General features: G+C 58.6%; 21 protein-coding genes and 1 pseudogene. 17 read left to right on the plus strand and 5 right to left on the minus strand.

Features of this window, described 5'->3' with window-relative positions:
• Positions 1-382 precede the first annotated feature (382 nt).
• Both ACQR35_RS06280 and ACQR35_RS06285 read right to left on the minus strand, forming a co-directional pair.
• The gene (locus tag ACQR35_RS06280; RefSeq protein ID WP_430266794.1) at positions 383-2,356 is read right to left on the minus strand and encodes an APC family permease; all 1,974 of its coding nucleotides are present in this window, start codon (positions 2,354-2,356) and stop codon (positions 383-385) included.
• A 219-nt stretch (positions 2,357-2,575) separates the two neighbouring features.
• The gene (locus ACQR35_RS06285) at positions 2,576-2,794 is read right to left on the minus strand and encodes a hypothetical protein (protein ID WP_430269535.1); all 219 of its coding nucleotides are present in this window, start codon (positions 2,792-2,794) and stop codon (positions 2,576-2,578) included.
• Positions 2,795-2,801: 7 nt separating this feature from the next.
• Here ACQR35_RS06285 and ACQR35_RS06290 point away from each other — a divergent pair, with 7 nt between their 5' ends.
• The 10 genes from ACQR35_RS06290 to ACQR35_RS06335 all read left to right on the plus strand — a co-directional run bounded on the left by ACQR35_RS06290 (position 2,802) and on the right by ACQR35_RS06335 (position 16,341).
• A complete protein-coding gene (locus ACQR35_RS06290; protein ID WP_430266796.1) occupies positions 2,802-3,347 on the plus strand; it encodes a hypothetical protein in 546 nt (181 codons plus the stop codon).
• 229 nt (positions 3,348-3,576) lie between these two features.
• A complete protein-coding gene (gene speB, locus ACQR35_RS06295; RefSeq protein WP_430267023.1) occupies positions 3,577-4,605 on the plus strand; it encodes an agmatinase in 1,029 nt (342 codons plus the stop codon).
• Positions 4,602-6,251, plus strand: a complete 1,650-nt coding sequence (locus ACQR35_RS06300; RefSeq protein WP_430269536.1) for a thiamine pyrophosphate-binding protein — start codon at positions 4,602-4,604, stop codon at positions 6,249-6,251. The genes speB and ACQR35_RS06300 overlap by 4 nt, the downstream gene beginning before the upstream one ends.
• 271 nt (positions 6,252-6,522) lie before the next feature.
• The gene (locus ACQR35_RS06305) at positions 6,523-7,020 is read left to right on the plus strand and encodes a MarR family winged helix-turn-helix transcriptional regulator (protein WP_430269537.1); all 498 of its coding nucleotides are present in this window, start codon (positions 6,523-6,525) and stop codon (positions 7,018-7,020) included.
• A complete protein-coding gene (locus ACQR35_RS06310) occupies positions 7,013-9,121 on the plus strand; it encodes an MDR family MFS transporter (protein WP_430266799.1) in 2,109 nt (702 codons plus the stop codon). Before ACQR35_RS06305 ends, ACQR35_RS06310 begins: the two co-directional genes overlap by 8 nt.
• A gap of 181 nt (positions 9,122-9,302) precedes the next feature.
• Positions 9,303-11,036: an ABC transporter ATP-binding protein gene (locus tag ACQR35_RS06315; RefSeq protein ID WP_430269538.1), complete on the plus strand. Its 1,734-nt coding sequence runs from the start codon at positions 9,303-9,305 to the stop codon at positions 11,034-11,036.
• A gap of 119 nt (positions 11,037-11,155) precedes the next feature.
• Positions 11,156-13,087: an ABC transporter ATP-binding protein gene (locus tag ACQR35_RS06320; protein WP_430269704.1), complete on the plus strand. Its 1,932-nt coding sequence runs from the start codon at positions 11,156-11,158 to the stop codon at positions 13,085-13,087.
• 57 nt (positions 13,088-13,144) lie between these two features.
• Positions 13,145-13,903, plus strand: a complete 759-nt coding sequence (locus tag ACQR35_RS06325) for a copper homeostasis protein CutC (protein WP_430266801.1) — start codon at positions 13,145-13,147, stop codon at positions 13,901-13,903.
• A 7-nt stretch (positions 13,904-13,910) separates the two neighbouring features.
• The gene (locus ACQR35_RS06330; protein ID WP_430269539.1) at positions 13,911-15,956 is read left to right on the plus strand and encodes a DUF5107 domain-containing protein; all 2,046 of its coding nucleotides are present in this window, start codon (positions 13,911-13,913) and stop codon (positions 15,954-15,956) included.
• Positions 15,957-16,104: 148 nt separating this feature from the next.
• The gene (locus ACQR35_RS06335) at positions 16,105-16,341 is read left to right on the plus strand and encodes a PLDc N-terminal domain-containing protein (protein WP_430269540.1); all 237 of its coding nucleotides are present in this window, start codon (positions 16,105-16,107) and stop codon (positions 16,339-16,341) included.
• 178 nt (positions 16,342-16,519) lie between these two features.
• On the opposite strand, the gene ACQR35_RS06340 is transcribed toward ACQR35_RS06335, so the two are convergent.
• Together ACQR35_RS06340 and ACQR35_RS06345 are read right to left on the minus strand one after the other, a co-directional pair.
• A complete protein-coding gene (locus ACQR35_RS06340; protein WP_430269541.1) occupies positions 16,520-17,218 on the minus strand; it encodes a transglycosylase family protein in 699 nt (232 codons plus the stop codon).
• Between the two features lie 367 nt (positions 17,219-17,585).
• Positions 17,586-17,975 (minus strand): DUF1622 domain-containing protein, encoded by a 390-nt coding sequence (locus ACQR35_RS06345; RefSeq protein ID WP_430269542.1) that lies wholly within the window; start codon positions 17,973-17,975, stop codon positions 17,586-17,588.
• Positions 17,976-18,040: 65 nt separating this feature from the next.
• Here ACQR35_RS06345 and ACQR35_RS06350 point away from each other — a divergent pair, with 65 nt between their 5' ends.
• A complete protein-coding gene (locus ACQR35_RS06350) occupies positions 18,041-18,511 on the plus strand; it encodes an SRPBCC family protein (RefSeq protein WP_430266806.1) in 471 nt (156 codons plus the stop codon).
• Here ACQR35_RS06350 and ACQR35_RS06355 read toward each other — a convergent pair.
• A pseudogene (locus ACQR35_RS06355) lies at positions 18,508-18,693 on the minus strand (SRPBCC domain-containing protein); the annotation flags it as partial. The gene ACQR35_RS06350 and the pseudogene ACQR35_RS06355 sit on opposite strands and share 4 nt — an antisense overlap.
• A 132-nt stretch (positions 18,694-18,825) precedes the next feature.
• Here ACQR35_RS06355 and ACQR35_RS06360 point away from each other — a divergent pair.
• The 6 genes from ACQR35_RS06360 (at position 18,826) to ACQR35_RS06385 (ending at position 23,459) form a co-directional block, all read left to right on the plus strand.
• Positions 18,826-19,419 (plus strand): aldolase/citrate lyase family protein, encoded by a 594-nt coding sequence (locus ACQR35_RS06360; RefSeq protein ID WP_430269543.1) that lies wholly within the window; start codon positions 18,826-18,828, stop codon positions 19,417-19,419.
• Positions 19,420-19,987: 568 nt separating this feature from the next.
• Positions 19,988-20,392: a DUF4383 domain-containing protein gene (locus ACQR35_RS06365; RefSeq protein WP_430269544.1), complete on the plus strand. Its 405-nt coding sequence runs from the start codon at positions 19,988-19,990 to the stop codon at positions 20,390-20,392.
• A gap of 2 nt (positions 20,393-20,394) precedes the next feature.
• A complete protein-coding gene (locus tag ACQR35_RS06370; protein ID WP_430269545.1) occupies positions 20,395-21,108 on the plus strand; it encodes a hypothetical protein in 714 nt (237 codons plus the stop codon).
• 181 nt (positions 21,109-21,289) lie between these two features.
• A complete protein-coding gene (locus tag ACQR35_RS06375) occupies positions 21,290-21,982 on the plus strand; it encodes a fasciclin domain-containing protein (protein WP_430269546.1) in 693 nt (230 codons plus the stop codon).
• Between the two features lie 65 nt (positions 21,983-22,047).
• Positions 22,048-22,629, plus strand: a complete 582-nt coding sequence (gene sigK, locus ACQR35_RS06380; protein WP_430269547.1) for an ECF RNA polymerase sigma factor SigK — start codon at positions 22,048-22,050, stop codon at positions 22,627-22,629.
• Complete coding sequence (locus ACQR35_RS06385) at positions 22,629-23,459, plus strand: anti-sigma factor (RefSeq protein WP_430269548.1); 831 nt, start codon at positions 22,629-22,631, stop codon at positions 23,457-23,459. Before sigK ends, ACQR35_RS06385 begins: the two co-directional genes overlap by 1 nt.
• Positions 23,460-23,643 lie beyond the last annotated feature (184 nt).

Raw genomic sequence — 23,643 nt, forward strand, 5'->3', positions numbered from 1 at the left:
TGCATCCCAAATGGAGCTGTGTGGGCGGGTTGCGTATCCACAGGCCGTAGTGACTTGCGGCGCTGGCACATGTTAACCACGCGTTGTTGATGACAGCCGTTTGGAGATCAGCTGGCGCGTCCTTGCTACACCACCATGTTTTTTGAGTGCTACTACGGGGTCCATTCAACGAGTTCACGCGATGCGGGCTTCCAAAGCTACGGCTCAGGTGCTCTATGTGGACAAGTTTTCCCAGATTCCTTGGCCTTCCAGCCCAGTTGCTCGGGAAAATCTTGATGCGCTCGCCGCAGGATCCCCGGAATGTGGGGGTTTTGTGGGGCCGGCGTGGGCGGGAAGGCGAGTAACTGGGCTGGAAGACCTAGCAAGGGAGCGCGAAGCCGCCCTAGCCGACGTGCACCCAGGGGCGGCGGGTGATATCGGGTTCCGCTTCGCGCAGCACTTCCCGAGTTACGGGGGCAATTTCGCCGTCGCCGAAGAGCAAAAAGCGGCTCAGATTGGCGATGGGATTTCCCTCGGTCCAACGGAAGTAGATGTGTGGCATCAATCCGGTGACGTCGCGAATATGCAGCAGGACAGCGGCCACAGTGTTGGGCACGTTGTTGCTGTGGACTTCCAAGATTCGGTAGCCGTGGCGGGTCACGCCGGTAACCATCAGCTCTTGTTCAAAGTCAGAGCTGTCATCAACTATCACTTCGATGAAAATTGCGTCGCAGTCCACGGGAAGGTGGTTAGCGAGTCTGGCGTGGTCCAGTTTTTCCTTGTACCGGGCGTCTGAATTTTGCGAAGGCTCATGCGCAATGATCCGGACAGGAGCGTCGTCTTCGTCGGACACAAATTCCAAGGCGGTGCGGTCCAGCTTGACCAGTGTTGCGCGCAGTTCAAAGGAGCGTCGGATTCGCGAGGCAAAGCTCAGTACCATAATCGCCACAATAAACAGTGCAGCAATCTTCAAACCGTCCGGCCGCTCGATTGAGTTGAGCACGGTGGTGTAGAGGAACACCACCGACACCACACCAAATCCGATCATGGCCAAGCGCTGCTTTTTCCGCCGGGCGGACAGCGTTACGGCGATCGAAGCTGAGGTCATAAGCACCAGAACCCCGGTGGCGTAGGCGCCACCTTGGGCGTTGACGTCGGCCTGGAAAATGATGGTGATCAGGAACGCCACAAAGGTGAACACCAGCACCAGGGGCCGGACTGCGCGGGTCCAGGCAGGTGCCATTCCGTAGCGCGGCAAGTAGCGGGGGACCAAATTGAGTAGCCCGGCCATGGCGGAGGCCCCGGCAAACCAGAGGATGGCTACGGTGCTGAGGTCGTATACGGTTCCGAATCCGTCGCCGAGGAACTGATGCGCCAAGTAGGCCAGTGCGCGGCCCTCAGCTTTGCCACCGGGCTGGAATTCTTCCGCGGGGATGAGCACAACTGTTGCAAAGGAGGAGGTGATCAAGAACGTGCTCATGATCAGTGCCGCCGTTGTTAGGAGTTTTTTGGCTCCACGAATCCGGCCCGCGGGATTCTCTTCGGTATCACTGGGGTGGCCTTTGATTTGGGGCATCACTGCCACGCCAGTCTCGAACCCGGACAGACCCAAAGCGAGTTTGGGGAACACGAGTAACGCGATGCCCACCATCAGTAGCGGGTTGCCGTGTTGGGTGTTCAGGGCTGCCCACCAGTCGTTCACCTTGTGTGCTTCGGTGAACAGGTGAACCACGGAGACGCCGATCACTACCGTGTTGAGCAGGAGGAACGCTGCCACGAGTACTACTGCAACGTTGATCGCTTCCTTAAAGCCACGCAAAAATACGACGCCGAGTCCAGCCACCAGCGCGAGGGTGATCACAACTTGTTGGCCTTGTAGGAACTCCGGGGCAAAGGGGTTTTCGATCACGTGGGCTGTGGCGTCGGCAGCGGAGAGGGTAATGGTGATCATAAAGTCAGTGGCCGCGAAGCCGAGGAGCGCGAGGACAAAAAGTTTGCCACCCCAGCGGGGGAGGAGCCTTTCCAACATGGCGATTGAGCCTTCGCCGCGAGGGCTTTCGCTGGCTACCCGGCGGTAGACGGGGAGTGCGCCGAGAAGTGTGACTGCAACCAGAACCATGGTGGCTAAGGGGGAGAGCAGACCGGCAGCGAGGGCTGCGATGGCCGGCTGGTAACCGAGCGTGGAGAAGTAGTCCAAGCCGGTCAGGCACATCACTTTCCACCAAGTCTGGGGCTTTTCCACGTGCTCGGGTTTGCCGTGTGGGCCTTGACCCTTCCGTCCGGAATCGGGGAGTCCTTCAAGGAGCCAATTGCGGAAGCGGAGTTTTTTGTCTCCGTACTGGGAAGGGTCGGCTGGTGGGCGGGTCAGGGTGGTCACGAGGGTTCTTTCGAGTGCGTGAGTGTTGCTTACTACTTGGAGCGTAGGCCCAGTTCACGCGCAGAATCCCCGGTTTTTATGGAACCTTTACGCGCGGTTATTCCGTTGGGTTCCGCAAGGCTGAAAAGATTTTTTCAAGCCGATGTAAAAATCGCGGTGCGTCAGACAACTAAGAGGGTGGCGGGGCAGAGGCGCCTCGGCATCCACAAAGCACGATGTTCAGGATTGGGGAATCACCATGCATGCTTCAGGATTCACAAAGGCGGGGCTGACCAAGACAGGATTCACCAAGGCCGCGGCGGGGGCCGCATTGGTGTTGGCGCTGGCAGCTACCACAGCTTGTTCGCAGACACCGGTTGCGGGGTCTGCGGCCACGGGAGCGGCGCGTTCGACGGCGAAGGTCGCCGCTGACTCCTCGCTCACCTTAACTTCACTCACTCAGAACGTGGCAAGCGCAGCTCAGAAACCCACGGCACCTGCGTTGAAGACGTATACCTTCCCGGATGGTCATATTTCCTTTGCCTTCCCGGCGAATTGGCAGGTCCGGGCGGAACTTGGTCCAACGATTCCTGGTGGTCCGCTTGATTGTTATCAGGCGGTGTTGACTGATCAGCGGGGCAAGGAGATGGCGTTTATGGTCAGCGGTTTTTATGGGGACGGGGCTGCCGGTCCGGTTGATCGCCACGTTTTTGATTCTGCACCGGTCCCGGGCTTGGCGGACTTTGGCGGGGAACCTAGTTTTGGTTTTGTGCGTGACACCGTCCCAGGTGCGGGAGAGAACCTCTTGATGGACATTCGCCCGGCCGCTGAATTTCAGGACGGTAGCACTAGTGGCGGCAGTGGTCAGCTGGTACTGCCCAATGGTGTGGGAATCTTCCGCGCCAATGTAAAGGCCTCCGGGTTGTCATCCGACGGCGCGGTCAAGGCGTGGATGCGCAGCTCCGATTACGCGCAGCTCAAGGCGATGTTGTTGAGCGTAAGTTACCGGTAAAACTGCCAGTTCATAACGACGGCGAGTGGTCACGATTGGGGGGACCACTCGCCGTCGTTTTTTGTGCGGGCATTGAGGAAACGGTTGTGCGGGCCCACGGGAAGCTGAACGCGTAAACTTTTGGTGCACATTTGAAAACAAGAGCTGTATGATGGCAATCACAACCGACTGTGGTCGACGCTTTGATCCCACAGCACACGCGAAAGCAAACGCGAAGGAGAAGCGTTCCTTGGAAGAGCTACGCATCGAGACCAACGGCAACCTTGGTCCCATCGATTCAGCCCGGATCCCACGCTATGCGGGAGCAGCAACCTATGCTCGCTTGCCCCGCTTGGATCAGGTCACAAAAGCCGACGTCACAGTGGTGGGCGTGCCCTTTGACTCAGGTGTTTCATACCGCCCCGGCGCCCGATTCGGCGCCAACCACGTCCGCGAAGCCAGCCGTCTGCTGCGCCCCTACAACCCCGCGTGGGACGTGAGCCCCTTCGAAAACATTCAGGTGGCCGACGCCGGAGACATGGCCGTCAATCCGTTCAACATCAACGAGGCCATCGAAACCATCCAGCAAAACGCCCTAGACCTCACCGCGAGCGGCAGCAAGCTGCTCACCCTCGGTGGCGACCACACCATCGCACTTCCGTTGCTCCGCGCAGCTGCAGAACGCGCCGGTGCCCCCGTGGCCATGCTGCACTTTGACGCGCACTTGGACACCTGGGACACCTATTTCGGTGCCGAATACACCCACGGAACCCCATTCCGACGTGCCGTAGAAGAAGGCATCCTGGACACCGAAGCCATTAGCCACATTGGTACCCGCGGTCCGCTGTACGGCAAAAAAGACCTCGACGATGATCACCGCTTCGGCTTCGGAATCGTCACCTCAGCAGATGTCTACTACCAAGGCGTGCTGGAAACCGTTGCGAAGGTCCGTGACCGAATTGGCAACCGTCCGCTCTACATCTCCGTGGACATTGACGTCCTTGACCCCGCGCACGCGCCCGGCACGGGAACTCCTGAAGCTGGCGGGATCACCAGCCGTGAACTCCTCGAAATCATCCGTGGCTTCCGCGGCATGAACTTGGTGGGCGCGGACGTGGTGGAAGTTTCCCCCGCCTATGACCACGCCGATATCACTGGTGTTGCTGCGAGCCACGTGGCCTACGAGCTAGTAACCCTCATGGCGGATAACGCTGTGGAAGGGGACCGTCACGGAACCCCCAACGGCTATGCGGCACAGGCTTTGGGTGGTGCCAAGTGAGCGATCAGCGTAACGGCGGCGATCTCGTCGTCGAAACTCTCGAAGCCCTTGGTGCCAAAACCGTTTTTGGTATCCCAGGCCAGCACGCCCTAGGTCTTTTTGACGCTATGGGCCGCGGAAATCTGCACTTCGTTTCGAGTCGTGTGGAGAACAACTCGGCCTTCGCCGCGGACGGCTATGCCCGCGCCACCGGCGAAGTTGGTGTGCTGTTCCTGTCTACCGGCCCCGGCGCTTTGACGTCTTTGGCTGGGCTGCAAGAGGCCTACGCTACGGGTGTTCCCATGGTGGTTATTGCCAGCCAGATCCCGCTCGAGGGCCTCGGCGCTCGCCGCAAGGGAATGCTGCACCAGCTCGATGACCAGAAGGCATCGGCGGCGAACGTCACCAAGAGCCAGCGGCTCATCCAGCACGCCTCAGGTATTCCGTCCGCCATCCAGGATGCGTGGACTGAAGCGATCTCCTCCCCGCAGGGACCGGTGTGGATTGAGGTCCCGCAGAACGTTTTGTTGGATCCGATTATGGTCCCGCCCGTGGAAGATGCGCTCGCTGAAGCTGCCGACAACCCGCCCCGCATCGAGCTGGTCCGCGAGGCAGTGAAGTGGCTAGCTGAGGCCAAGCGCCCGGCGATCATTGCCGGTGGTGGAACCCGCCGCGGCCGTGCCGAGGCGTCACTGTTGAAGCTTGCCGAGAAGTTGGACGCCCCGGTTATTTGTACCCCCGGCGGCAATGGCGCGTTCCCGTGGAACCACAAACTTTCGCTGCAGTCATGGGTGGAGGACCGCCACATGACTGACTTGCTAGAAGACGCTGACGTCCTGGTGGTGATTGGTTCCTCGCTCGGTGAGGTCACCTCCAACTACTTCACCTTTGAGCCGCGCGGCCGGATTATTCAGATCGACGCCGAGCCCCGGGTGTTGGAATCCAACCGCCCCGGTTTGGGCATCCGTGCCGACGCTGGCCAGGCGCTATCCGCTTTGCTTGAAGCGCTCGACGGCGTGGAACCGGCCACCGCGGACTGGCACGGCCAAAGCGCGGAAGCCTTGGTAGCTGACTCGCTCAAGCTGGTGAACGAGCGCCTAGAATCTCAGGACCTTGCCAAGGAACTGAAGTTTATGGCGGATATTCGCGAGGCTGTTCCGGCGGATATGCAGACCTTCTGGGATATGACCATCTCGGCCTATTGGGCTTGGAGCTGCTGGGACGCCCGTGAGGGTGAGTTCCACTCGGCCCAGGGTGCTGGCGGTTTGGGCTTTGGCTTCCCGTCCGCCATTGGTGGTTCGGTGGGCTTGGAGACTACGGGGAAGCCTTCGCGAGTCTTGGCGGTTTCCGGTGACGGCTCGGCCATGTATTCCATCTCCGAGTTGGCCACGGCTAAGCAGCACAATGTACCGGTCACTTGGCTGATTGTGGACGACGGCGGCTACGGCATCTTGCGCGAATACATGGTGGGCGCCTTTGGGCAGGCAACGGCCACTGAGCTAGCCCGCCCCGACTTCGTCAAACTTGCTGAATCCTTTGGTGTCCCGGCCGTCCGGGTGGCCCCGGAGGATGTTGGCCAGGCGCTCAAGGATGGTTTTGCAGCGGATGGCCCTAACGTCGTCGTAGTTGAAACCCTGCTCAAGATGTTCGCACCCACGCACCTCTAGATTCGTATCAATTTCAGCCCTCCGGAACTTCCCCAGCGGAAGTCCGGAGGGCTTTTTTGTGTGCACCGCAGCTCAGTTTTCAGGGCCAGTCCTTCGGAACCGTGGTGAAAATCCCCTGAATTCCGGGGCGGAGGATTTTTGGGGATCGTGAAAGTTGAGCTGCCGTGCACACTGTCCGGAGACTTGCGCTCTGTGAGGATTAACACTTTGTTTCCCTAGGCAACTATTTTGAGATATGGTTACTTATAGCAACTAACTCATTGAGGGGAACATGTCCGTCGCACCAGCCACCGCAGCCGAGCTCGTCAATCAGATCTTTGATCTTCAGCGCGCCCTGCGTTGCGTCACCATGGAAAACGCCAAGGGGCAAGAAGCCGGTTTGGCACTTCAAGGTGTCCTGAAGTTTATTGGCGAGGGCCAGACGCGCGCTACGCATCTAGCCGAGCGGTTGGGTGTGAGTGCTCCAGTTCTGAGCCGGCACATCGCCGAGCTGGAGGACATGGGACTAGTCATTCGCACCCCCGATCCGGCCGACGGCCGCGCCCAAGTGCTCCGACTCTCACCTAAAGGCGAGCAAAAACTTGCCTACCTGGTGGAGCGTCGCGCAGCAGCACTGGCCTCCTACCTCGCGGACTGGAACGAGGACGACGCCGCGTCAACCGGCGCCATGATCAGCAAACTTACCGCCTCACTCCGGAAGTCCATTAAGGACCGTGAGTCAGGCACCACACACGAATCCAACACCTTGCAGGAGTCCATCAATGGCTAGCGTCATCGCCACCGCGCAACACGAGCGCGAACGCACCGGTGCCAAAGAATCGCGGCAATCAAAACGCCACGAACCCGGAGCGCCCATGTCCCACCGGCAGATTATGGAAGCCCTCACCGGGCTCCTTGCCGCATTCTTCACTGCCATCCTCAGCAGCACCATCGTGGCCAACGCGCTGCCAACGATTATGTCCGAGCTCAAGGGAACCCAGACAGACTTCGCTTGGGTTATTACTGCCGCCCTCTTGGCCAACGCGGCCACAACCCCCATTTGGGGCAAGCTCGCTGACCTGTTCGACAAAAAAGTTCTGGTCCAGCTGAGCATTGTGATTTTTGTGGGCGGCTCGGTGATGGCCGGGTTCTCCGAGAGCATCCCGTTCCTGCTGACCGCACGTGTGATCCAGGGTGTGGCCATGGGTGGTCTGACCGCTTTGGCTCAGGCAATCATCGGTTCCATCATCCCGCCGCGTGAGCGCGGCAAGTACTCGGGCTACATGGGTGCTGTGATGGCTGTTGGTACCGCCGGCGGCCCGCTTTTGGGCGGCTTTATTGTGGACAGCTCCCTAGGCTGGCGCTGGACGTTCTTTGTGTGTGTCCCGCTGGCTGTAGTGGCTTTGATCCTGCTGCAGATCACCTTGAAGATTCCGCACGTGAAGCGCCCGGCCAAGATTGACTGGTTGGGGGCACTCCTTTTGACCAGTGGCGTGAGCATTTTGCTGATCTGGGTTTCCTTCGCAGGCAAAGCCGATTATTACGACTGGTGGTCTTGGCAGTCAGCAGTCATGGTTGGTGGCGGCGTTTTGCTGCTTGCCCTGCTGGTCTTGGTTGAATCCAAGGTCTCAGCGCCAATCATCCCGCTCAAAATCATCTCTGAGCGCACCACCGCTTTGGCTATTATCGCTTCGATCGCCGTGGGTGTGGCAATGTTCGCTTCCTCGAGCTATTTGGGCCAGTACTTCCAAGTGGCCCGTGGTGCCACGCCTACTGAGGCAGGTCTGCTGACCTTGCCCATGATCGCCGGAAACTTGATTGGTTCGGTTTTCTCCGGCCAATTGATTAGTAAGTACGGCAAGTGGAAGCGATTCCTGATTGCCGGAACTCTCTTTTTGATGGGTGGTCTGGGTCTTGCTGGAACCATCGATCACACCACTGAGCTGTGGCTGGTGGGCATCTACACCTTTGTGTTTGGTCTGGGGTTGGGCATGCTCATGCAGAACCTGGTGTTGGCTGTGCAGAACACGGTCCAAGCCAAGGACATCGGATCCGCCAGTGGTTCCGTAGCGTTCTTCCGCTCCTTCGGTGGCGCGATTGGTGTGTCAGTTTTGGGTGCCGTGATGTCGAATCAGGTCAAGGATTTGGCTACTGACGGCTTGGCCAAGCTGGGGATTCACAACACTGGCGGCGCTGGCTCAACATTGGACATGAAGGACTTGCCTGCGCCCGTTGCCGAGGTGATGCGTAGTGCTTACGGTGACGCCACAGCGTTGATTTTTACGATCACTGCGATCATTACCGTCGTTGCTCTTATTGCCGTGCTCTTTATCAAGGAGAAGCCACTGCGCCGGACGGTGGACATTACACCGGAGGGCTCGTTGGAGGCCAACTCGGCTGCTGAAGCTGGAATGGTTTCACCCACGGAGAACCTGTCTACCGGTCAGTTCCCCGCAGTGGGGAACGCTAGTGGCTTTGATTCTGCTGCTGACTTGGACTCTGATCCCTTCGACCGGGACTTTGCCCGCAGCTTCGCTGACTTGCCCACTCAGGGTGGTTCCGGCGTCGAACTTTTGGCCCCTGCCGCAACCAAGGAACCGGCTGGTTCCGCTGCTGCGAGCGAGGCATTGGTTCGTAGCGTTCAGCAGACCCAGGAGTTGCTGGCCCGCCAGCAACTGCAGTTGAGCAATCTGATGACCGAGGTTCAGAACCAGTTGCGCGTTCAGCGCGAAGTTGCAGCTCAGCAGGAAGCGACGGCCGCCGAGCTGAGCCGGGTCAAGCGCAAGCTGGCTAAGGAGCGCAAGGTTCAGCAGGCTGCGGCTTTGTACCTAACCAGCAATGGCAAGCACTCCCTGCGTGCTGAGGATGTGCCGCACACGCCAGTTGACTAGTGTGCGTGAATAACTAAAAAGCATTCAGTGCCCGACGGCGGATCGCACCGCTGCCGGGCACTGTTGCGTTTGCGGACAGCTACCGTTTGAGGACAGCCACGCACCGCGCAGGCTCATTCGTACGGATGATTGTGCGGGAAAAACGTATCCAGTGTCGGCGGGTGACATTAGAGTAATTCCTATGCTCCTCACTCTCATCCGGGGCTACAGCAGGCCTTATGCCGGATTTATTGCCGCCGTTATTATTTTCCAATTGGCATCCACCATTGCAGCCCTGTACCTTCCCAGCTTGAACGCTGAAATTATTGACAAAGGTGTTTCCAGAGGAGACACAGATTTTATTTGGCGCACAGGCGGTGTGATGCTTCTGGTGGCGTTCGCCCAAGTAGCTTGCGCCATTGCCGGAGTGTACTTTGGGTCCCGGACTGCCATGGCGGTTGGGCGGGATTTGCGCCGCGGCGTCTTCCGGAAGGTCACAAGTTTTTCGGCGAAGGACGTCAGCGTTTTTGGCGCCCCAACGCTGATCACCCGTGGCACTAACGATGTCCAACAAGTGCAAATGCTGGTTTTGATGGGCCTGAACTTTATGGTCTCCACACCGATTATGTGCATCGGTGGCATCATCATGGCGCTTCGCGAGGACCTCAGTTTGTCCTGGTTGGTATGGGTCTCCGTGCCGGTACTGGTGGCCGTGGTGGGTTACCTTGTGGTTCGATTGATGCCGCTTTTCCGGGCTATGCAGACCAAAATTGACCGAATCAACGGGGTGCTGCGGGAGCAGATTATTGGTATCCGAGTGGTACGTGCTTTTGTTCGGGAACCCTATGAGACCAAGCGGTTTGCCGCGGCCAACAAGGATCTGACAGATGTCTCGCTGAAGATCGGTTCGCTGTTTGTCCTGATGTTCCCGGCTATCGGGATGATCCTGCACCTGTCCACTGCTGCTGTTCTGTGGTTTGGCGGTCATCGAGTGGATGAAGGACAGATGGCTGTTGGTTCGCTGACAGCGTTTTTGCAGTACCTGCTCCAAATCCTGATGGCAGTGATGATGGGGACCTTTATGGCCATGATGATCCCACGCGCATCCGTGTGTGCGGACCGAATTGGTGAGGTACTGGACGTGGAGCCTTCCATTCATGATCCCGAACAGCCGGTTACTCCGGCCCAGTTGAAGGGGGTGGTGGAATACCGCAACGTCACCTTTGCGTACCCGGGTGCGGAGGAGCCTGTGTTGAGCAACGTGAGTTTCACGGCCAAACCGGGGGAGACGGTGGCGATTATTGGTGCCACCGGGGCCGGGAAGAGCACACTAATTTCGCTGCTACCTCGGCTTTACGATGTTGCCGAGGGCGAGGTGCTGCTGGACGGTGTTCCAGTGAACCAGCTGGATCGTGCGGAGATCACCAAGCGAGTGGCACTCGTGCCGCAGCGGCCGTATTTGTTCTCGGGCACCATCGCCCACAACCTGCGTTTTGGTAAAACCGAGGCAACGGATGAGGAGCTGTGGGCGGCTCTCAAAGTGGCACAGGGGGAGAGTTTTGTCCGGGAAAAGAAGGATGGTCTGGCCTCACGCGTTTCCCAGGGCGGGACGAATGTGTCCGGTGGCCAACGGCAGCGCCTGTGCATAGCTAGGGCACTAGTGACGCAGCCCAAGGTCTACATTTTTGATGATTCATTCTCCGCCTTGGATGTGGCGACGGATCAGCGTTTGCGAGCTGCCTTGAAGCACAACACCGCTGACGCCACCACCATCATTGTGGCCCAGAGAATCTCTACCATCACAGAGGCGGATCAGATCCTGGTGTTAGATAAGGGCAAAATCGTAGATCGCGGCACGCACCAAGAGCTATTGGCTTCTTCCCCAACGTACCAAGAAATTGTTGAGTCCCAGATGAGTGTGGAGGAAGCAGCATGAGCGGGGAAAAGAAGGACGCCGTGACCTCCGTAGATCCTGAAGCAACCACCAGCCCGGCTGTCCCCTCCGAGGAGGACTTCGAAGAGGAAGAGTACAAACCCACAGAGGCCGACGGCGGCATGTTCGGGGATGTTCCGGCCAAAAAGGCCAAGAACTTCTGGCCCTCTGCCAAGCGATTGATGGGTCTGCTCAAGCCTGAGGCCATGGGGATTTACCTGGTGGTGGGCTTAGTGGTGGTTTCGGTGGTGCTCAACGTGATTGCCCCGAAGATTCTGGGCCAAGCCATGGACGTCATCTTTGGCGGTGTGATTGGAAAGCAATTGCCAGCCGATGCCTCCAAGGACCAAGTGGTTGAAGGGCTACGGGCTCAAGGCAATAACAACTTCGCGGACATGCTGGCCAAGATGGACCTTGTTCCTGGTGCTGGGATTGACTTCCAGAAGCTCACCATGCTGATTTCCATCGTGTTGGTGATGTACTTTGTGGCCAACATCTTCTTGTGGCTGCAAGGCTACGTGCTGAACCGGATTGTGATGAAAGTGATTCGGGAACTGCGCGATCGGACCGAGGAAAAACTTAATCGCTTGCCGCTGAACTACTTTGATACCCGCCAGCGCGGTGACGTGCTTTCTCGGGTAACTAACGACGTCGACAACGTTCAGCAGGGACTCCAACAGGCCTTCGCGCAATTGGTGAGCTCGGTTCTGACGGTCATTGGTATTGCCATCATGATGTTTATTGTGTCCTGGCAACTCGCTCTGATTGCCCTCATTGCCCTGCCGCTTTCGGGCGTTGCTGCGGGGATTATTGGAGCACGCAGCCAGAAGCTCTTCGCAGCCCAGTGGAAGAACACCGGTGATCTCAACGGCCAGATTGAGGAGTCTTTCTCCGGCCACGATCTGGTGCGTGTGTTTGGCCGCGATGAAGACATGTTTAAGAACTTCGAAGAGAAGAATGAGTCGCTCTACAAGGCTAGCTTTGGTGCGCAGTTTGTCTCCGGAATGATCTTCCCGGTGATGCAGTTCATCTCCTACCTCTCTTATGTGGGAATCGCCGTGGTGGGTGGATTGCGGGTTGCTTCTGGCTCCATGTCCTTGGGTGACGCCACGGCCTTTATTCAGTACTCGCGCGAGTTCAGCCAGCCTCTAGGCCAGATGGCCGGAATGGCTAACATGCTCCAATCAGGTGTGGCTTCAGCTGAGAGAGTCTTTGAGTTCTTGGATGCTGATGAGCAAGATCCGGAGACCGTCACAGAGAAGTTGCCGGCTAAGACTGACGGGCATGTGGAGTTCAAGAATGTCTCCTTTAGCTACAGCCAGGACAAGCCGTTGATCGAGAATCTTTCCTTTAACGCCGAGCCCGGTCATACGGTGGCGATTGTGGGGCCCACCGGTGCCGGTAAAACCACCTTGGTAAATCTAGTGATGCGGTTTTATGAACTGAATTCTGGAGCAATCACTCTGGACGGTGTGGACGTCACTCACCTCAGCCGAGCCGAGCTGCGTTCCAAAGTGGGCATGGTGTTGCAAGACGCTTGGCTTTTTGGCGGGACGATTTACGACAACATCAAGTACGGCCAGCTGGACGCCACCGAGGCTGAGGTGATGGCTGCAGCTGAGGCAACCTTCGTTGACCGTTTTGTGCGGGCCCTGCCGGATGGTTACAACACCATCATTGATGAAGAAGGCAACAACGTCTCCGCTGGTGAAAAGCAGTTGATCACCATTGCTCGGGCCTTTGTGGCTAACCCGTCGTTGTTGATTTTGGATGAGGCCACCAGCTCGGTGGATACGCGTACAGAGTTGTTGGTTCAAAAATCCATGGCGGCCTTGCGCACTGACAGGACCAGCTTTGTGATTGCGCACCGGCTTTCCACCATTCGCGATGCTGACACCATTTTGGTGATGGAGAACGGCAAGATTGTGGAGCAGGGCAACCACACGGTTCTTTTGGCCGCGAAGGGCGCCTACTACCGGCTCTACATGTCCCAATTCGCTGGGGCTGATGTTGAGGACGAGGTTGTGGACGACTCCACCGCAGTCCGCAGCTAAGACCCTCCACTATCCGGCGCGTCTGATTTTGTGCGGCGTGCCGGATAGGCTTGGTACATGAAGCTTGAAATTGCCGTTATCGGGGCCGAAGGTGCACGCATCGCGGCTGAGGGCGGAGCTGATCGAATCGAACTGTGCACGGTGCTCGAACGTGGCGGGATCACGCCGTCGGCCGGGCTAATGGAAGCAGCCCTCGAAGAAGTAGGCACCCGTACGGAAGTACACCCCTTGGTGCGCTGCCGGCCGGGAGACTTTTTGTATTCGGCTGACGATGTCCGCACTATGGAGCGCGAGGCTCGCCTACTTGCGAGCCAGGGCGCTCATGGTTTGGTGATTGGTGCACTGGCGCCGAGCGGGTTCTTGGATGTGAAATCAGTGCAGGCTATCGCCGATGCTGGGCGGTCAGTGAACCCGAACATTGAACTGACGTTTCACCGGGCCATTGACCAGTCACCAGATGCTTTGGCTGCTGTGGAAACACTCATTGACTTGGGCTTTACCAGGGTATTGAGTTCTGGACATGCTGCTAAGGCCGGCGACGGTGTCGGCACACATGAGCGGATGGTGCGTCGGGCTGCAGGGCGGCTGCAAATTATGGCTGGCGGTGGGCTGGAGGTCGCCGACATTCCCTTGATGCACCGGGCTGGTGTTGACGCAGTTCACTTGTCAGCGAAACGGATTTCCTCCACATTGCGGAACTCGGCGTTGTCCTTGGGCACCGCGGACGGGGAGGACCCCACGGCTTATATGCTCACCGATCCAAAAGTTGTCCGGGCGGCACGCGCCGCCGTGGACGCCGCAGGGTCCGTAAGGTAATACGGCCGTGGCGAGCAACGGAAACGTCACTTTTACCAGTGTCTCTTTGCGGATCCCGGACGCGGGTGACGCAAATCCGTTGCCGCCTGTGCAAGCTGCTTTGGCCCAGCCATACCGGATCGGAACCGGTGTGCCGGCGCAGTTGAGGGAGGCCACCGAGTACGGGCGGGTGGCAAATATTTACCCGTATTCTGTGCAGAGCGGGTATAGCCGGGAACTTCACACCCGTGACGTGCCCGCCGTCGTTCTTGAAAATAAGTACTTGCGTGCGGTGGTTTTGCCAACCATGGGCGGACACTTGTGGGAGCTGTTCCACAAGCCCAGCGGCAAACACTTGCTGCACACCGGGGATACGGTTCAGTTCGCTAATTTGGCCCTCCGTAATTGCTGGTTTGCCGGTGGGATCGAATGGAACATCGGCACCCGCGGCCATTCTCCGAGCACGTGTCAGACGCTACATACCGCGATCGTTGAGTTGCCAGATGGCCGGAACGTGCTGCGAATGTGGGAATTTGAGCGGCTGCATGAAGTGGTTTTTCAAGTGGAATTGTGGCTGCCCGAGGACTCGGAAGTGTTGCTCTCTGCTGTCCGAATTCAGAACCCGAACGGCCACAACGTTCCCATGTATTGGTGGAGCAACGCAGCGGTTCCGCAGACCGCAAGCACCCGGGTGATCGCCCCGGCCGTTGAGGCCTACAGCAGTGATTACAGCACTGATATAAAACGTGTGACGCCTACCAAGATGGACTTTGGGGACGCCACGTGGCCGCAGAACAGCCCACACGCCGCGGACTATTTCTTTGACATTGCGCCCGGGCGCCGGCACTGGATTACCGCAGTTGATCACGACGGCGACGGGCTGGCAATGCTTTCAACTGGCCGTTTGAGGGGCAAAAAGTTGTTCGTTTGGGGGCAGGGTTCCGGCGGTCAACGGTGGCAGGAATGGCTTAGCCCAAGTGGCGGCCAGTATGCGGAGATTCAGGCAGGGTTGGCGCAAACACAATTTGAGCACCTGTCCTTGCCCGCGCACAGTTCGTGGTCCTGGGTGGAGGCCTTTGGGAACGCTGCGCTGGAATCTGTGCCCGCGCATTCGGCGGATTGGAACCAAGCGGTGGAGCACGCAAGTGCGCGGCTTGAAACGCTGATGCCCAGTGCCTCGATGGAAGCTGCGTTGGCCCAAGCGGAAGCTGGCTTTGACACGGCCCCCACGCACATGTTGCTGCGCGGTAATGCCTGGGGTGCGCTTGAACGCGAACGGCGGGCCGAGGCTTCCGGCGGCCGGGCCTGGGTGAACGAATCCGGTACACCATTTGGTGACGTGGATGCTGATGACGAGGCTGCCCCATGGTTGCAGCTGTTGCGTAGTTCCCGTGAAGTTGCTTCCCCGGAGTTGGATGCCCACGAGCCAAGATTTACTGGGGCGGCAAGTTTTGTTTGCGGCAGCGATTGGGAAGAGCTGTTGTTGGCGGAAGGTAGTGCTGAGGCAATGTTCCATGTGGCAATAATTCGCCACGCCCGGCAGGAATTGGACACTACGGTTCAGATAAACAGTGCAGTTCAGATACACAGCGCAGTGCAGGCCTACGGTGCGGCATTGGAATTGAAGGAGTTGTCCCGGCGCTCTCAGGCCTTGGCGTTGCGCGGCAGGGGAGTGGCGTTACTGAGCCTGGCCGCTCAGGACCCGGAAGGATCGGCAGCGGCGGAACGCATAGCGGAAGGTGTAGCTCAGCTCGAGGCTGCGTGCACGGTGGAGCCAGAAAATGCCTCGTTGCTTGTTGAGGCGATGACACTGAGCATTCGTCACCTCCGGCCCGAGGTGGCCTTGGCACTTTCTGAACGGGCGCCGTCGGACCTTAGCGGGACCGGGCGGCCCAAGTTCCTTCAAGCACTTGCCTTGGCGCGCCTTGGCCAAGCAGCCAAGGCGGCACAGATTCTTCGCGACGGCGTTCAGATCCCGGACTTGCGGGAAGGCGAAGACGCAATCTCGGAGCTGTGGGAAGAAGTTTGCCCCCAGGAGACTGTTCCGGCCGAGTACCGCTTCGCCATGCAGTAACTAAAACCGCAAAAACTCAGATGCTCCCGCCCAGTGACGTTGCCGTAGGCTGAGTTCAGTTGCCGGGCATGGAGCTACGGTCAGCTGCTCCTATGCCATCCCGGTCACAAACCAGCCGTAAAACGCACCATCAATGGAAGGAATTGCCATGAGGTCACGGAGCAAAAAGAAGGCGTGGAAAGATCTGAACGCGCTGCAACGAGCCGGCGTTGTGGTGGTGGGAGGCGCGCAAATCGCTTTGTTTGTTGCCGCCCAAAAGGACATTAGCCACCGCAGCGATGCCGAAATCCAGGGCAACCGTTGGGCGTGGCGGGCCGCCTGCCTGATCAACTTTGTTGGCCCAGTGAGCTACTTCCTCTTCGGCCGCCGGCCCAATAAGCGCTGACGTTCCCAATAAGCGCTGACGTTAACGCTTCGGGGAAATGGCAGCTTAAACAGCAACACCCCGCAGCTGACCGGAAGGGGAAAACGGTCAACCACGGGGCGTGCCTGGTGATGCAGGCGAGGAAGTTCTCACTTGCTCGCCGAGCCTCAAAGGCCAAGCCTAAAAGGCTGTGCGGAAATTACTCCGCGGGGAGCTGCAGAACCTGACCAGCGAAGACCATGTTGGGGTCGCTGATGGTGTCTGCGTTAGCGTCGGCAAGGAGCTGCCAGCCGCCCTTGATCTCAAGCTTGTCGGCAACCTTGGACAGGGTGTCGCCAGCCTTGAGCGTGTAGGTCTCGCCACTGAGCGGAACCTGGGCTACGTGCTTAGCAGCCTGAGCCGGTGCAGCCTGAACTGCGGACTGGGCGGGAGCTACAGCCTGAGCCGGTGCAGCAGCCTGTTGAACCGGTGCACTCTGTACTGGTGCGCTCTGTACTGGTGCACTCTGTACGGTGGTGGTGGAAGCAGGTGCGGTGCCAGCGGCAGGAGCTGCGCCACTAATTCCCAGCTGGGCGGTGCAGGAAGGCCATGCGCCCCAGCCCTGTGCTGCCTGAACCTTGGTTGCTACAGCGATCTGCTGCTCGCGGCTTGCGTCAGCGGCGTTACCCGTTCCACCGTAGGCGGCCCATGTTTCCGGGCTGAACTGGAGTCCACCGGAGTAACCGTTGCCGGTGTTGATGGACCAGTTTCCACCACTTTCACACTGGGCGATCTGGTCCCACGTGTTGGTGGGGGTTGCGGCGTTGGCGGCAGTTCCTGCCAGTCCTACGCCTGCGGTTGCGACTGCGGCTACAGCAAGTGAGCGGCGTGCGGCAGTGCGGAGAGTTGTCTTTTTCATCTAAAAAATGCTCCGAAAGGCCACCTGCGCTCGGTCCGTCCCCGGACGTCATTGCGCCACTGCCCGCCTCTGACAAATTGAGGTCATGTTTACGGTTTCCGCCGGCCGGGCAGTATCTGGTGGTGGCGGAACCTGGCATATGTCACTACCGGCTGCCGGCCCGTGATTTCACGAGTCCGGCCCGTTCGGCAGCTTTGTGTTTCCCGCTTTGCGGGTATCCATCAACGGTAAGGGAGGTCGCCGTCGTTATCAAATCGAGACAAAGGCGGTGGGGGCGGTTCGGCGTCAGGACGGGCCCGACGTCGGCGTGTCACCGCACGCCCGGGAGTGTCGCCGTCCGTGTGGGCTGGAAGGCCTCGGGAAAAGCCTAAGAGTTCGACGACGGCTGGTTGGCTGGCGCTTTTTGCCACGGCCAGCGGCCGGTGATCTCCAGTTCCAGAGAGAAACTGAGGAACGTCCGGATGAGCACAATGATGGCCAAAACGCCGACGCTTTCGAAGGTGGGGGTGACAGCGACGGTACGGATGATGTCCGCGGCAACCAACAGTTCAAGGCCAAGCAGGATGGAGCGGCCCAGGAGCTGGCGGTAGAGGCGGTAGAAGCCGAGTGGGCTAGAACCGGGGGTGGCTGCGAGCTTGCCGGGACGGTAACCGCGCAGGGCCATGGGGATGGAAACGATCGCTCCGAGGACCATTACCGCCACACCGGCGAAGTCCACCAAGCGCCCCACGGTCTCGATAAGGTGCTGAAAGTCCATGCCTGCCTCCACCTGGTTGGTTGTTCCCCATCGATCTTAGGGCGGGGTGAGCTTATGATGGGCGCATGTCTACGTTCGAAGTGAGCCGCAGCAAGCTAATTCCCGCCTCTGCTGAGGTCATTTTTCCTTTGGTGAACAGCTTTTATGAGTGGAGCAAGTGGTCGCCGTGGGAGAAGGTGGACCCGGAGATGCGCCGCGAATTTTCAGGCACGAATGTTGGTGTGGGTGCCAAGTATGCGTGGAGTGGGAACCGTAAAGCCGGCAGCGGGACCATGGAAATTGTGGAGTCTACTGAGCCGACCACAATCCGGATCCGGCTGGAATTTACCAAGCCCTTTAGGGCCGTGAATCCCACAACTTTTACCTTTGAACCTGCAGACGGCGGGACTAAAGTCACGTGGCGAATGACGGGGGAGAACAAGGGATTCTCAGCGTTGTTCGCCAAGCTGATCAACATGGACAAGTTGGTGGGCGGCGATTTTGAGCGCGGACTTGCTGACCTTGCCCTCGCAGCTAAGGATGCTAGCGGCGCTTAGCCGTACATTAGCGAACCGGGAGTCGTGAGCTTCTCACCGGTTTCGAGCCAGGTTTTTAGCCGCGAGAGGATCATGGACCAACCGCCGTAGAGCTGGTTATTTGCGTCCGCGCGCAATTCGCTGTGGGTGAGGACCAAGTGGCAGGAATCGCCCACGGGGGTAATGTCCCACGTGATTTTGGTGTAGAACTCCTAGATCATTTCCATGAGACGTTCCAATCTGGATGCGGGGCGAGCCAGTTGTTTCCACACCGTTTGCTGCCTAAGGCTAGCTGGCTGTGTCGCTTTTGGTGGGGCACTGGTTGAATGGCAACTATGACTTCCCCGCTGGCGCTTGAGTTTGCTCGAAAGATCCGTGCACGCGAACAGGTGGTCGGGTACTGGGTGGTGTTGGATGCACCAGCGGCCACCGAGCGGATTGCCCGGCTGGGGTATGACTATGTTGCCCTCGATGCTCAGCACGGATTGTTGGATTATTCGGGAATTGTCCACGGTCTGATGGCTATCGACGCCCGCGCTGCGGCTGTGGGCATGGTGCGGGTTGAAGCGAATAACCTCACAGCTATTGGCAAAGCGCTCGACGCCGGGGCAGTGGGGGTGATTGTGCCGCTGATCAATACGGTTGAGGATGCCGCCACGGCTGTGGCGGCGCCAAAGTATCCACCGGTGGGTGGGGCGTTCCCCGGAGACCCTGCGGTGGAGGCTGTGTTCAACGAGGCTCTGGCCCGGATTGCCGCCGCTGCAAAGGCTGCGGGTATTGCCGCCGGCATTCACACACTGTCCGGTGAGGTAGCCGCCCAGAGACTTACCCAGGGGTACACGTTCACCTCCATGGCCTCCGATTTGGCGCACCTTGAGCAGGCCGCCAAGGAGCGTCTGGAGAAGGCACGGGGTGACGGCGGAGTCTAAGTCCTGCCGTAGCCGCACCCGGTGCCGCCGCAGCAGACTTTAGTGCCACGGTATTTAGCGCCACAGTACTTAGTGCCCCAGCAGACTTTAGTGCCCCAGTGACCTGGGACGACGGCGTTACCCGCCCGCCGTCGTCGGGCAAACAAAAACACTGAGCATCCCGCCGATGCGCACTAGCAGATGCGCAGTAATGGTCCGGTGACGGTGACGGTGACGGTGACAGTGACAGTGACAGTGTCTGCGTAGCGTACGGATCCACAGCCCGGCAACCGCACAGCACCTCTGACGCTCACGTTTTGCTGCCCGTCCTGCCCACTTGCTGACCTTCCCGCCCAAACTCTGCGGCCCTAAACCCCGGAATCTAGGGGATTTTTTGCGGCGGTGGTACGGAAATCTCCGAGCAACTGGGCTGGACGGCCAAGTGCACCATCCAAGGAGGGCGGGAAACACTCAAGAAAAACACCAATCCATTCCGAGCGCGGTTACGAATGTCTTTTGCGAGGTCCTTCCGGATCACGTGAGTCGATGCGGACCAGGTACTCCGCACTACGGAAAAGGATTAAACGTCATGCGCACTTCACCCAACCGCTTGCTGGCGACCATCTTCGGCGCCGTCTACCTGTTGGTGGGCGTTCTCGGATTTTTTGTCACGAGTGGAATCGGATTTTTTGCCACAGAAGGCCGGAACCTGATCATTTTTGAGGTCAACCCGCTGCACAACATCATCCACTTGGCGATCGGCGGTGCTCTGCTTTTTGCAGGAATGACCTCCGTTGCCGTTGCTAAATCTGTTAACACCACCGTGGGTGCCGTCTACTTGCTGGTTGGAATTGTTGGTCTGTTCCTGACCTCCTCCGCGTTGAACATCATTGCGCTCAACGGGGCGGACAACGTTCTCCACTTGGCTAGCGCACTCCTGCTCTTGGCGGTGGGTCTCTCTCAGGACCGGGCCGTGCCAGCTCGCACAGCCTAGAGATGACTACCTTCCACGCTGCCGGTGCAATGGCTGGCACGGCAAAGCCACTGGCAAACGCCTCTAAAGACCAGGACTCCTCCGGAACCCGTGAATCTTCAGAGAACCGCGGCGAGCTGACCGGCATGTATGTAGGCCTCGCTGCTGTGGGTGTGGCTTCTTTGGGGTTTGCCGCAGCCTCGAGTCTTGCTGCCGGCGCCGTCCGTGCGGACGGTCCGGCAGCGTGGTGGGGGTGGACCGCGGCGATACTGGCCTCAGTTTGGGCGGTAGCCGCCGGGATTTATTCGGTAGCCGTTTTTCGCAGCGGCCGCCTTCCCCAAATTGTGCCGGCCCTCCGGTTGTTGGTAGTTGCTGCTGTTGTTCACTTGGCAACACTTGTTGTTGGCGTCTGGGGAGTGGCCGAAGGGTCACGGCACTTAGACATAACAGTGGGTTCGCTGCTGGTTCTGGAACTTTCGCTGTTGGCCGTGATCGGTTGGCGACGTAATAGGACCTTTCGGGTATCGCGTGAATCCAATAACGGCCGAAATCGACCTGCGTTTGTGGTGCTTGGAGTGATGTTCGTGGCGTCAATTGTGGTGGCATCTGTAACCACTGTTGGCTTGGCGGCATCTACCGCTGGGGAATTCGCAGTCCCGCACGGGGAACATGGCACAGCCGGCGAGCACGGCACCAGCAATCTTGAACGGCTAAACAATTCTGGTCACCATCACTAAATCAAACAAATCTAATCGCGCAGCTAATCCGATTAAAGTTTTTTGAATCTTTCCAATCCACACCAGCCGTTGTTCCGAATTACTTTCTGACAGCCCGAACAGCCCCCGAATCTTTCACTTATGAATCGGTGGCAAGGGAAGCCCGCGGAGACCTTCCGCTTTCCACATATGGAGAATCGTTATGAACGTTTTCAAGTCTTCCACCACCCGCAAGAGCCTCAGCCTTGGTTTGGGAGTTCTCGCAGTTACGGCAATGAGCCTCACGGCTTGTGGCGGTAGCACCACTACTTCACCGTCGACGTCGAGCGCCCCAGCCTCATCTGCTGCATCCTCACCGGCTGCAACTTCTGACGCAACCACTCCCATGGCCGCCGCAGGCGACATGGTTGGTTCGGGCTGTGCTGCATACGCCGCTGCTGTCCCTTCAGGTTCAGGTTCTGTAGCCGGCATGGCCGCTGACCCGGTAGCCACTGCAGCTTCCAATAACCCGTTGCTCAAGACCTTGACCGCAGCTGTTTCCGGCAAGTTGAACAAGGATGTCAATCTTGTGGACACCCTGAACTCGGGCGAATTCACCGTCTTTGCACCTGTTGATGACGCCTTTGCTAAGATTCCTGCGGCAACCATCGATGGTCTCAAGACCGATTCCAAGACCTTGACGTCCATCTTGACGTACCACGTAGTGCCCGGCCAGCTTTCCCCGAGCGAGGTTGATGGTACCCACAAAACTGCCGAGGGCAGCGAGCTGAAAGTTACCGGCAGCGGTGACAACATCATGGTCAACGGCGCCAAGGTGATCTGTGGTGGAGTGAAGACCGCTAACGCCACGGTTTACCTGATTGACTCCGTCATGATGCCCCCGGCAATGAAGTAACAACACCAGCAACACGGATAACAAGGGATGGTTACATGGGCTCAGAGCATGACAGAGTAGACGTCATGCGCATGCCCTGGCTGCGGACGGTGGAGCCTATGACTCCGCCGTCGCATGAAGAACTGATCCGCCTCGTCGCCCTCGGCGACGAGGCGGCCTTTTCTGAACTCTACGATGCAGTCTCGGCCCGAGTTTATGGCCTGGTACGCAGGGTGGTCCGGGACCCCTCGCAGAGCCAAGAAGTTACACAAGAAGTTTTCCTAGACGTTTGGACTCAGGCAGTACGCTTCGATGCAGACCGTGGAAAAGCAATGTCTTGGATCCTGGTTATTGCTCACCGCAGGGCCGTAGACCGAGTCCGAGCTAGCCAGGCTAGCCAAGAACGGGATCTTCGCGAAGGCGCCAAGGAATATCAAGCCAGTTACGACGACGTCGCTGACACTGTTGAAAGCAATCTGGAGGCGGAACGCGTCCAGCAAGCGCTTGAAACATTAACAGCCTCACAGCAAGAAGCGATCCGCTTGGCCTACTATGGCGGCTATACGCATCAAGAGGTGGCGCAACTCCTTGATATTCCGGTGGGAACCGCCAAAACGAGAATTCGTGACGGCATGATCAAACTACGGGACCGGTTAGGGGTGGCGTAATGGAACAACAACTACATCTGCTGACCGGGGCGTATGCGCTCAATGCCCTCTCAGAGACTGAACGCAAAGACTTTGAACGCTACGCTCTGGCCGACGCGGACACACAAGAAGAGGTCCGCAGTCTCAGTCAGACGGCCGCCTTGTTGGCCTACGGTGCACCGGCCGAAGCTCCGCCTGCGGAGTTGAAAGCCACGCTGATGGCGACCATCCGCAACACACCTCAGTTGTCGGCGTCGGACGTTGTTCCGGACCTCAATACAAAGCGTGAGTCCGTACTCCGCGGTGACGTGCGGAAAGGTACGACGCCGAGTTCCCGGCTTTCCGGTGCTCCTCGCCGTCGTTGGGTGCCAGGGGTAGCGGCTGCTGCCGCTTTGGTGGTTTTCGGTGGTGCCGGTGTGGGTGGCTGGGTGATCGGTCACAACACTGGTCAACCGAGTGCAGACCAGCAGGCTCTGGAGCAACGCTTGGCCTCTGAACAAGAGCAACAGGCGTCAATGCTGGCCATTATGGGAGCCCAAGATGCGAAGGTTTCCACAGCCAAAGTGGGGCAAGGCACTTTAGTGACAGTAGCTACGTCCGGGCAAGTGAACCGGGCCGGGGTGATGGTCAAGAACATGCCGGCTCCGCCTGAAGGAAAAGCCTACGAGCTGTGGTTTATTAGCGCCAAGGGTGCAGTGGCTGCGGGTTTGATGAAGGACTCTGGTAGCGCGTCAAGCTTCCAGATCTTGGACGGTTCCCTGGACGGTGCCACGCACATTGGTATTACGGTGGAGCCCGCTGGCGGTTCGGTCCAGCCCACCAGCACGCCCATTTTGCTGCAGCCGGTTTAGTCCCAAACTGCTTGCTTGAACCTGCGCTAAAGAAGCTGAGCCCCGTTCCAATCCGCAGAGCTTCCGGTTCCGAAGTACAGAGCAATAAAGCGTTCCGTTTTTACGGGGCGGCATCTGACTTTTGGCGAGGAGCACGTGATGGGAACGCGCAATAACAACCCCACAAACGGCCATTTCTGGACCC

The sequence above is a fragment of the Pseudarthrobacter sp. J1738 genome, from assembly GCF_050490315.1.
In the GTDB taxonomy this organism is placed as follows: domain Bacteria; phylum Actinomycetota; class Actinomycetes; order Actinomycetales; family Micrococcaceae; genus JBNPEO01.

Bases quoted from the DNA above. Each gene is read 5' to 3' on its own strand.
- ACQR35_RS06340 (WP_430269541.1), bottom strand. From the start codon at position 17,218: ATGAAAAAGACAACTCTCCGCACTGCCGCACGCCGCTCACTTGCTGTA.
- ACQR35_RS06315 (WP_430269538.1), top strand. From the start codon at position 9,303: ATGCTCCTCACTCTCATCCGGGGCTACAGCAGGCCTTATGCCGGATTT.
- ACQR35_RS06345 (WP_430269542.1), bottom strand. From the start codon at position 17,975: ATGGACTTTCAGCACCTTATCGAGACCGTGGGGCGCTTGGTGGACTTC.
- ACQR35_RS06360 (WP_430269543.1), top strand. From the start codon at position 18,826: ATGACTTCCCCGCTGGCGCTTGAGTTTGCTCGAAAGATCCGTGCACGC.
- ACQR35_RS06325 (WP_430266801.1), top strand. From the start codon at position 13,145: ATGAAGCTTGAAATTGCCGTTATCGGGGCCGAAGGTGCACGCATCGCG.
- ACQR35_RS06350 (WP_430266806.1), top strand. From the start codon at position 18,041: ATGTCTACGTTCGAAGTGAGCCGCAGCAAGCTAATTCCCGCCTCTGCT.
- ACQR35_RS06310 (WP_430266799.1), top strand. From the start codon at position 7,013: ATGGCTAGCGTCATCGCCACCGCGCAACACGAGCGCGAACGCACCGGT.
- ACQR35_RS06320 (WP_430269704.1), top strand. From the start codon at position 11,156: ATGTTCGGGGATGTTCCGGCCAAAAAGGCCAAGAACTTCTGGCCCTCT.
- ACQR35_RS06385 (WP_430269548.1), top strand. From the start codon at position 22,629: ATGGAACAACAACTACATCTGCTGACCGGGGCGTATGCGCTCAATGCC.
- ACQR35_RS06335 (WP_430269540.1), top strand. From the start codon at position 16,105: ATGAGGTCACGGAGCAAAAAGAAGGCGTGGAAAGATCTGAACGCGCTG.
- ACQR35_RS06375 (WP_430269546.1), top strand. From the start codon at position 21,290: ATGAACGTTTTCAAGTCTTCCACCACCCGCAAGAGCCTCAGCCTTGGT.
- ACQR35_RS06370 (WP_430269545.1), top strand. From the start codon at position 20,395: ATGACTACCTTCCACGCTGCCGGTGCAATGGCTGGCACGGCAAAGCCA.
- ACQR35_RS06365 (WP_430269544.1), top strand. From the start codon at position 19,988: ATGCGCACTTCACCCAACCGCTTGCTGGCGACCATCTTCGGCGCCGTC.
- sigK (WP_430269547.1), top strand. From the start codon at position 22,048: ATGCGCATGCCCTGGCTGCGGACGGTGGAGCCTATGACTCCGCCGTCG.
- ACQR35_RS06305 (WP_430269537.1), top strand. From the start codon at position 6,523: ATGTCCGTCGCACCAGCCACCGCAGCCGAGCTCGTCAATCAGATCTTT.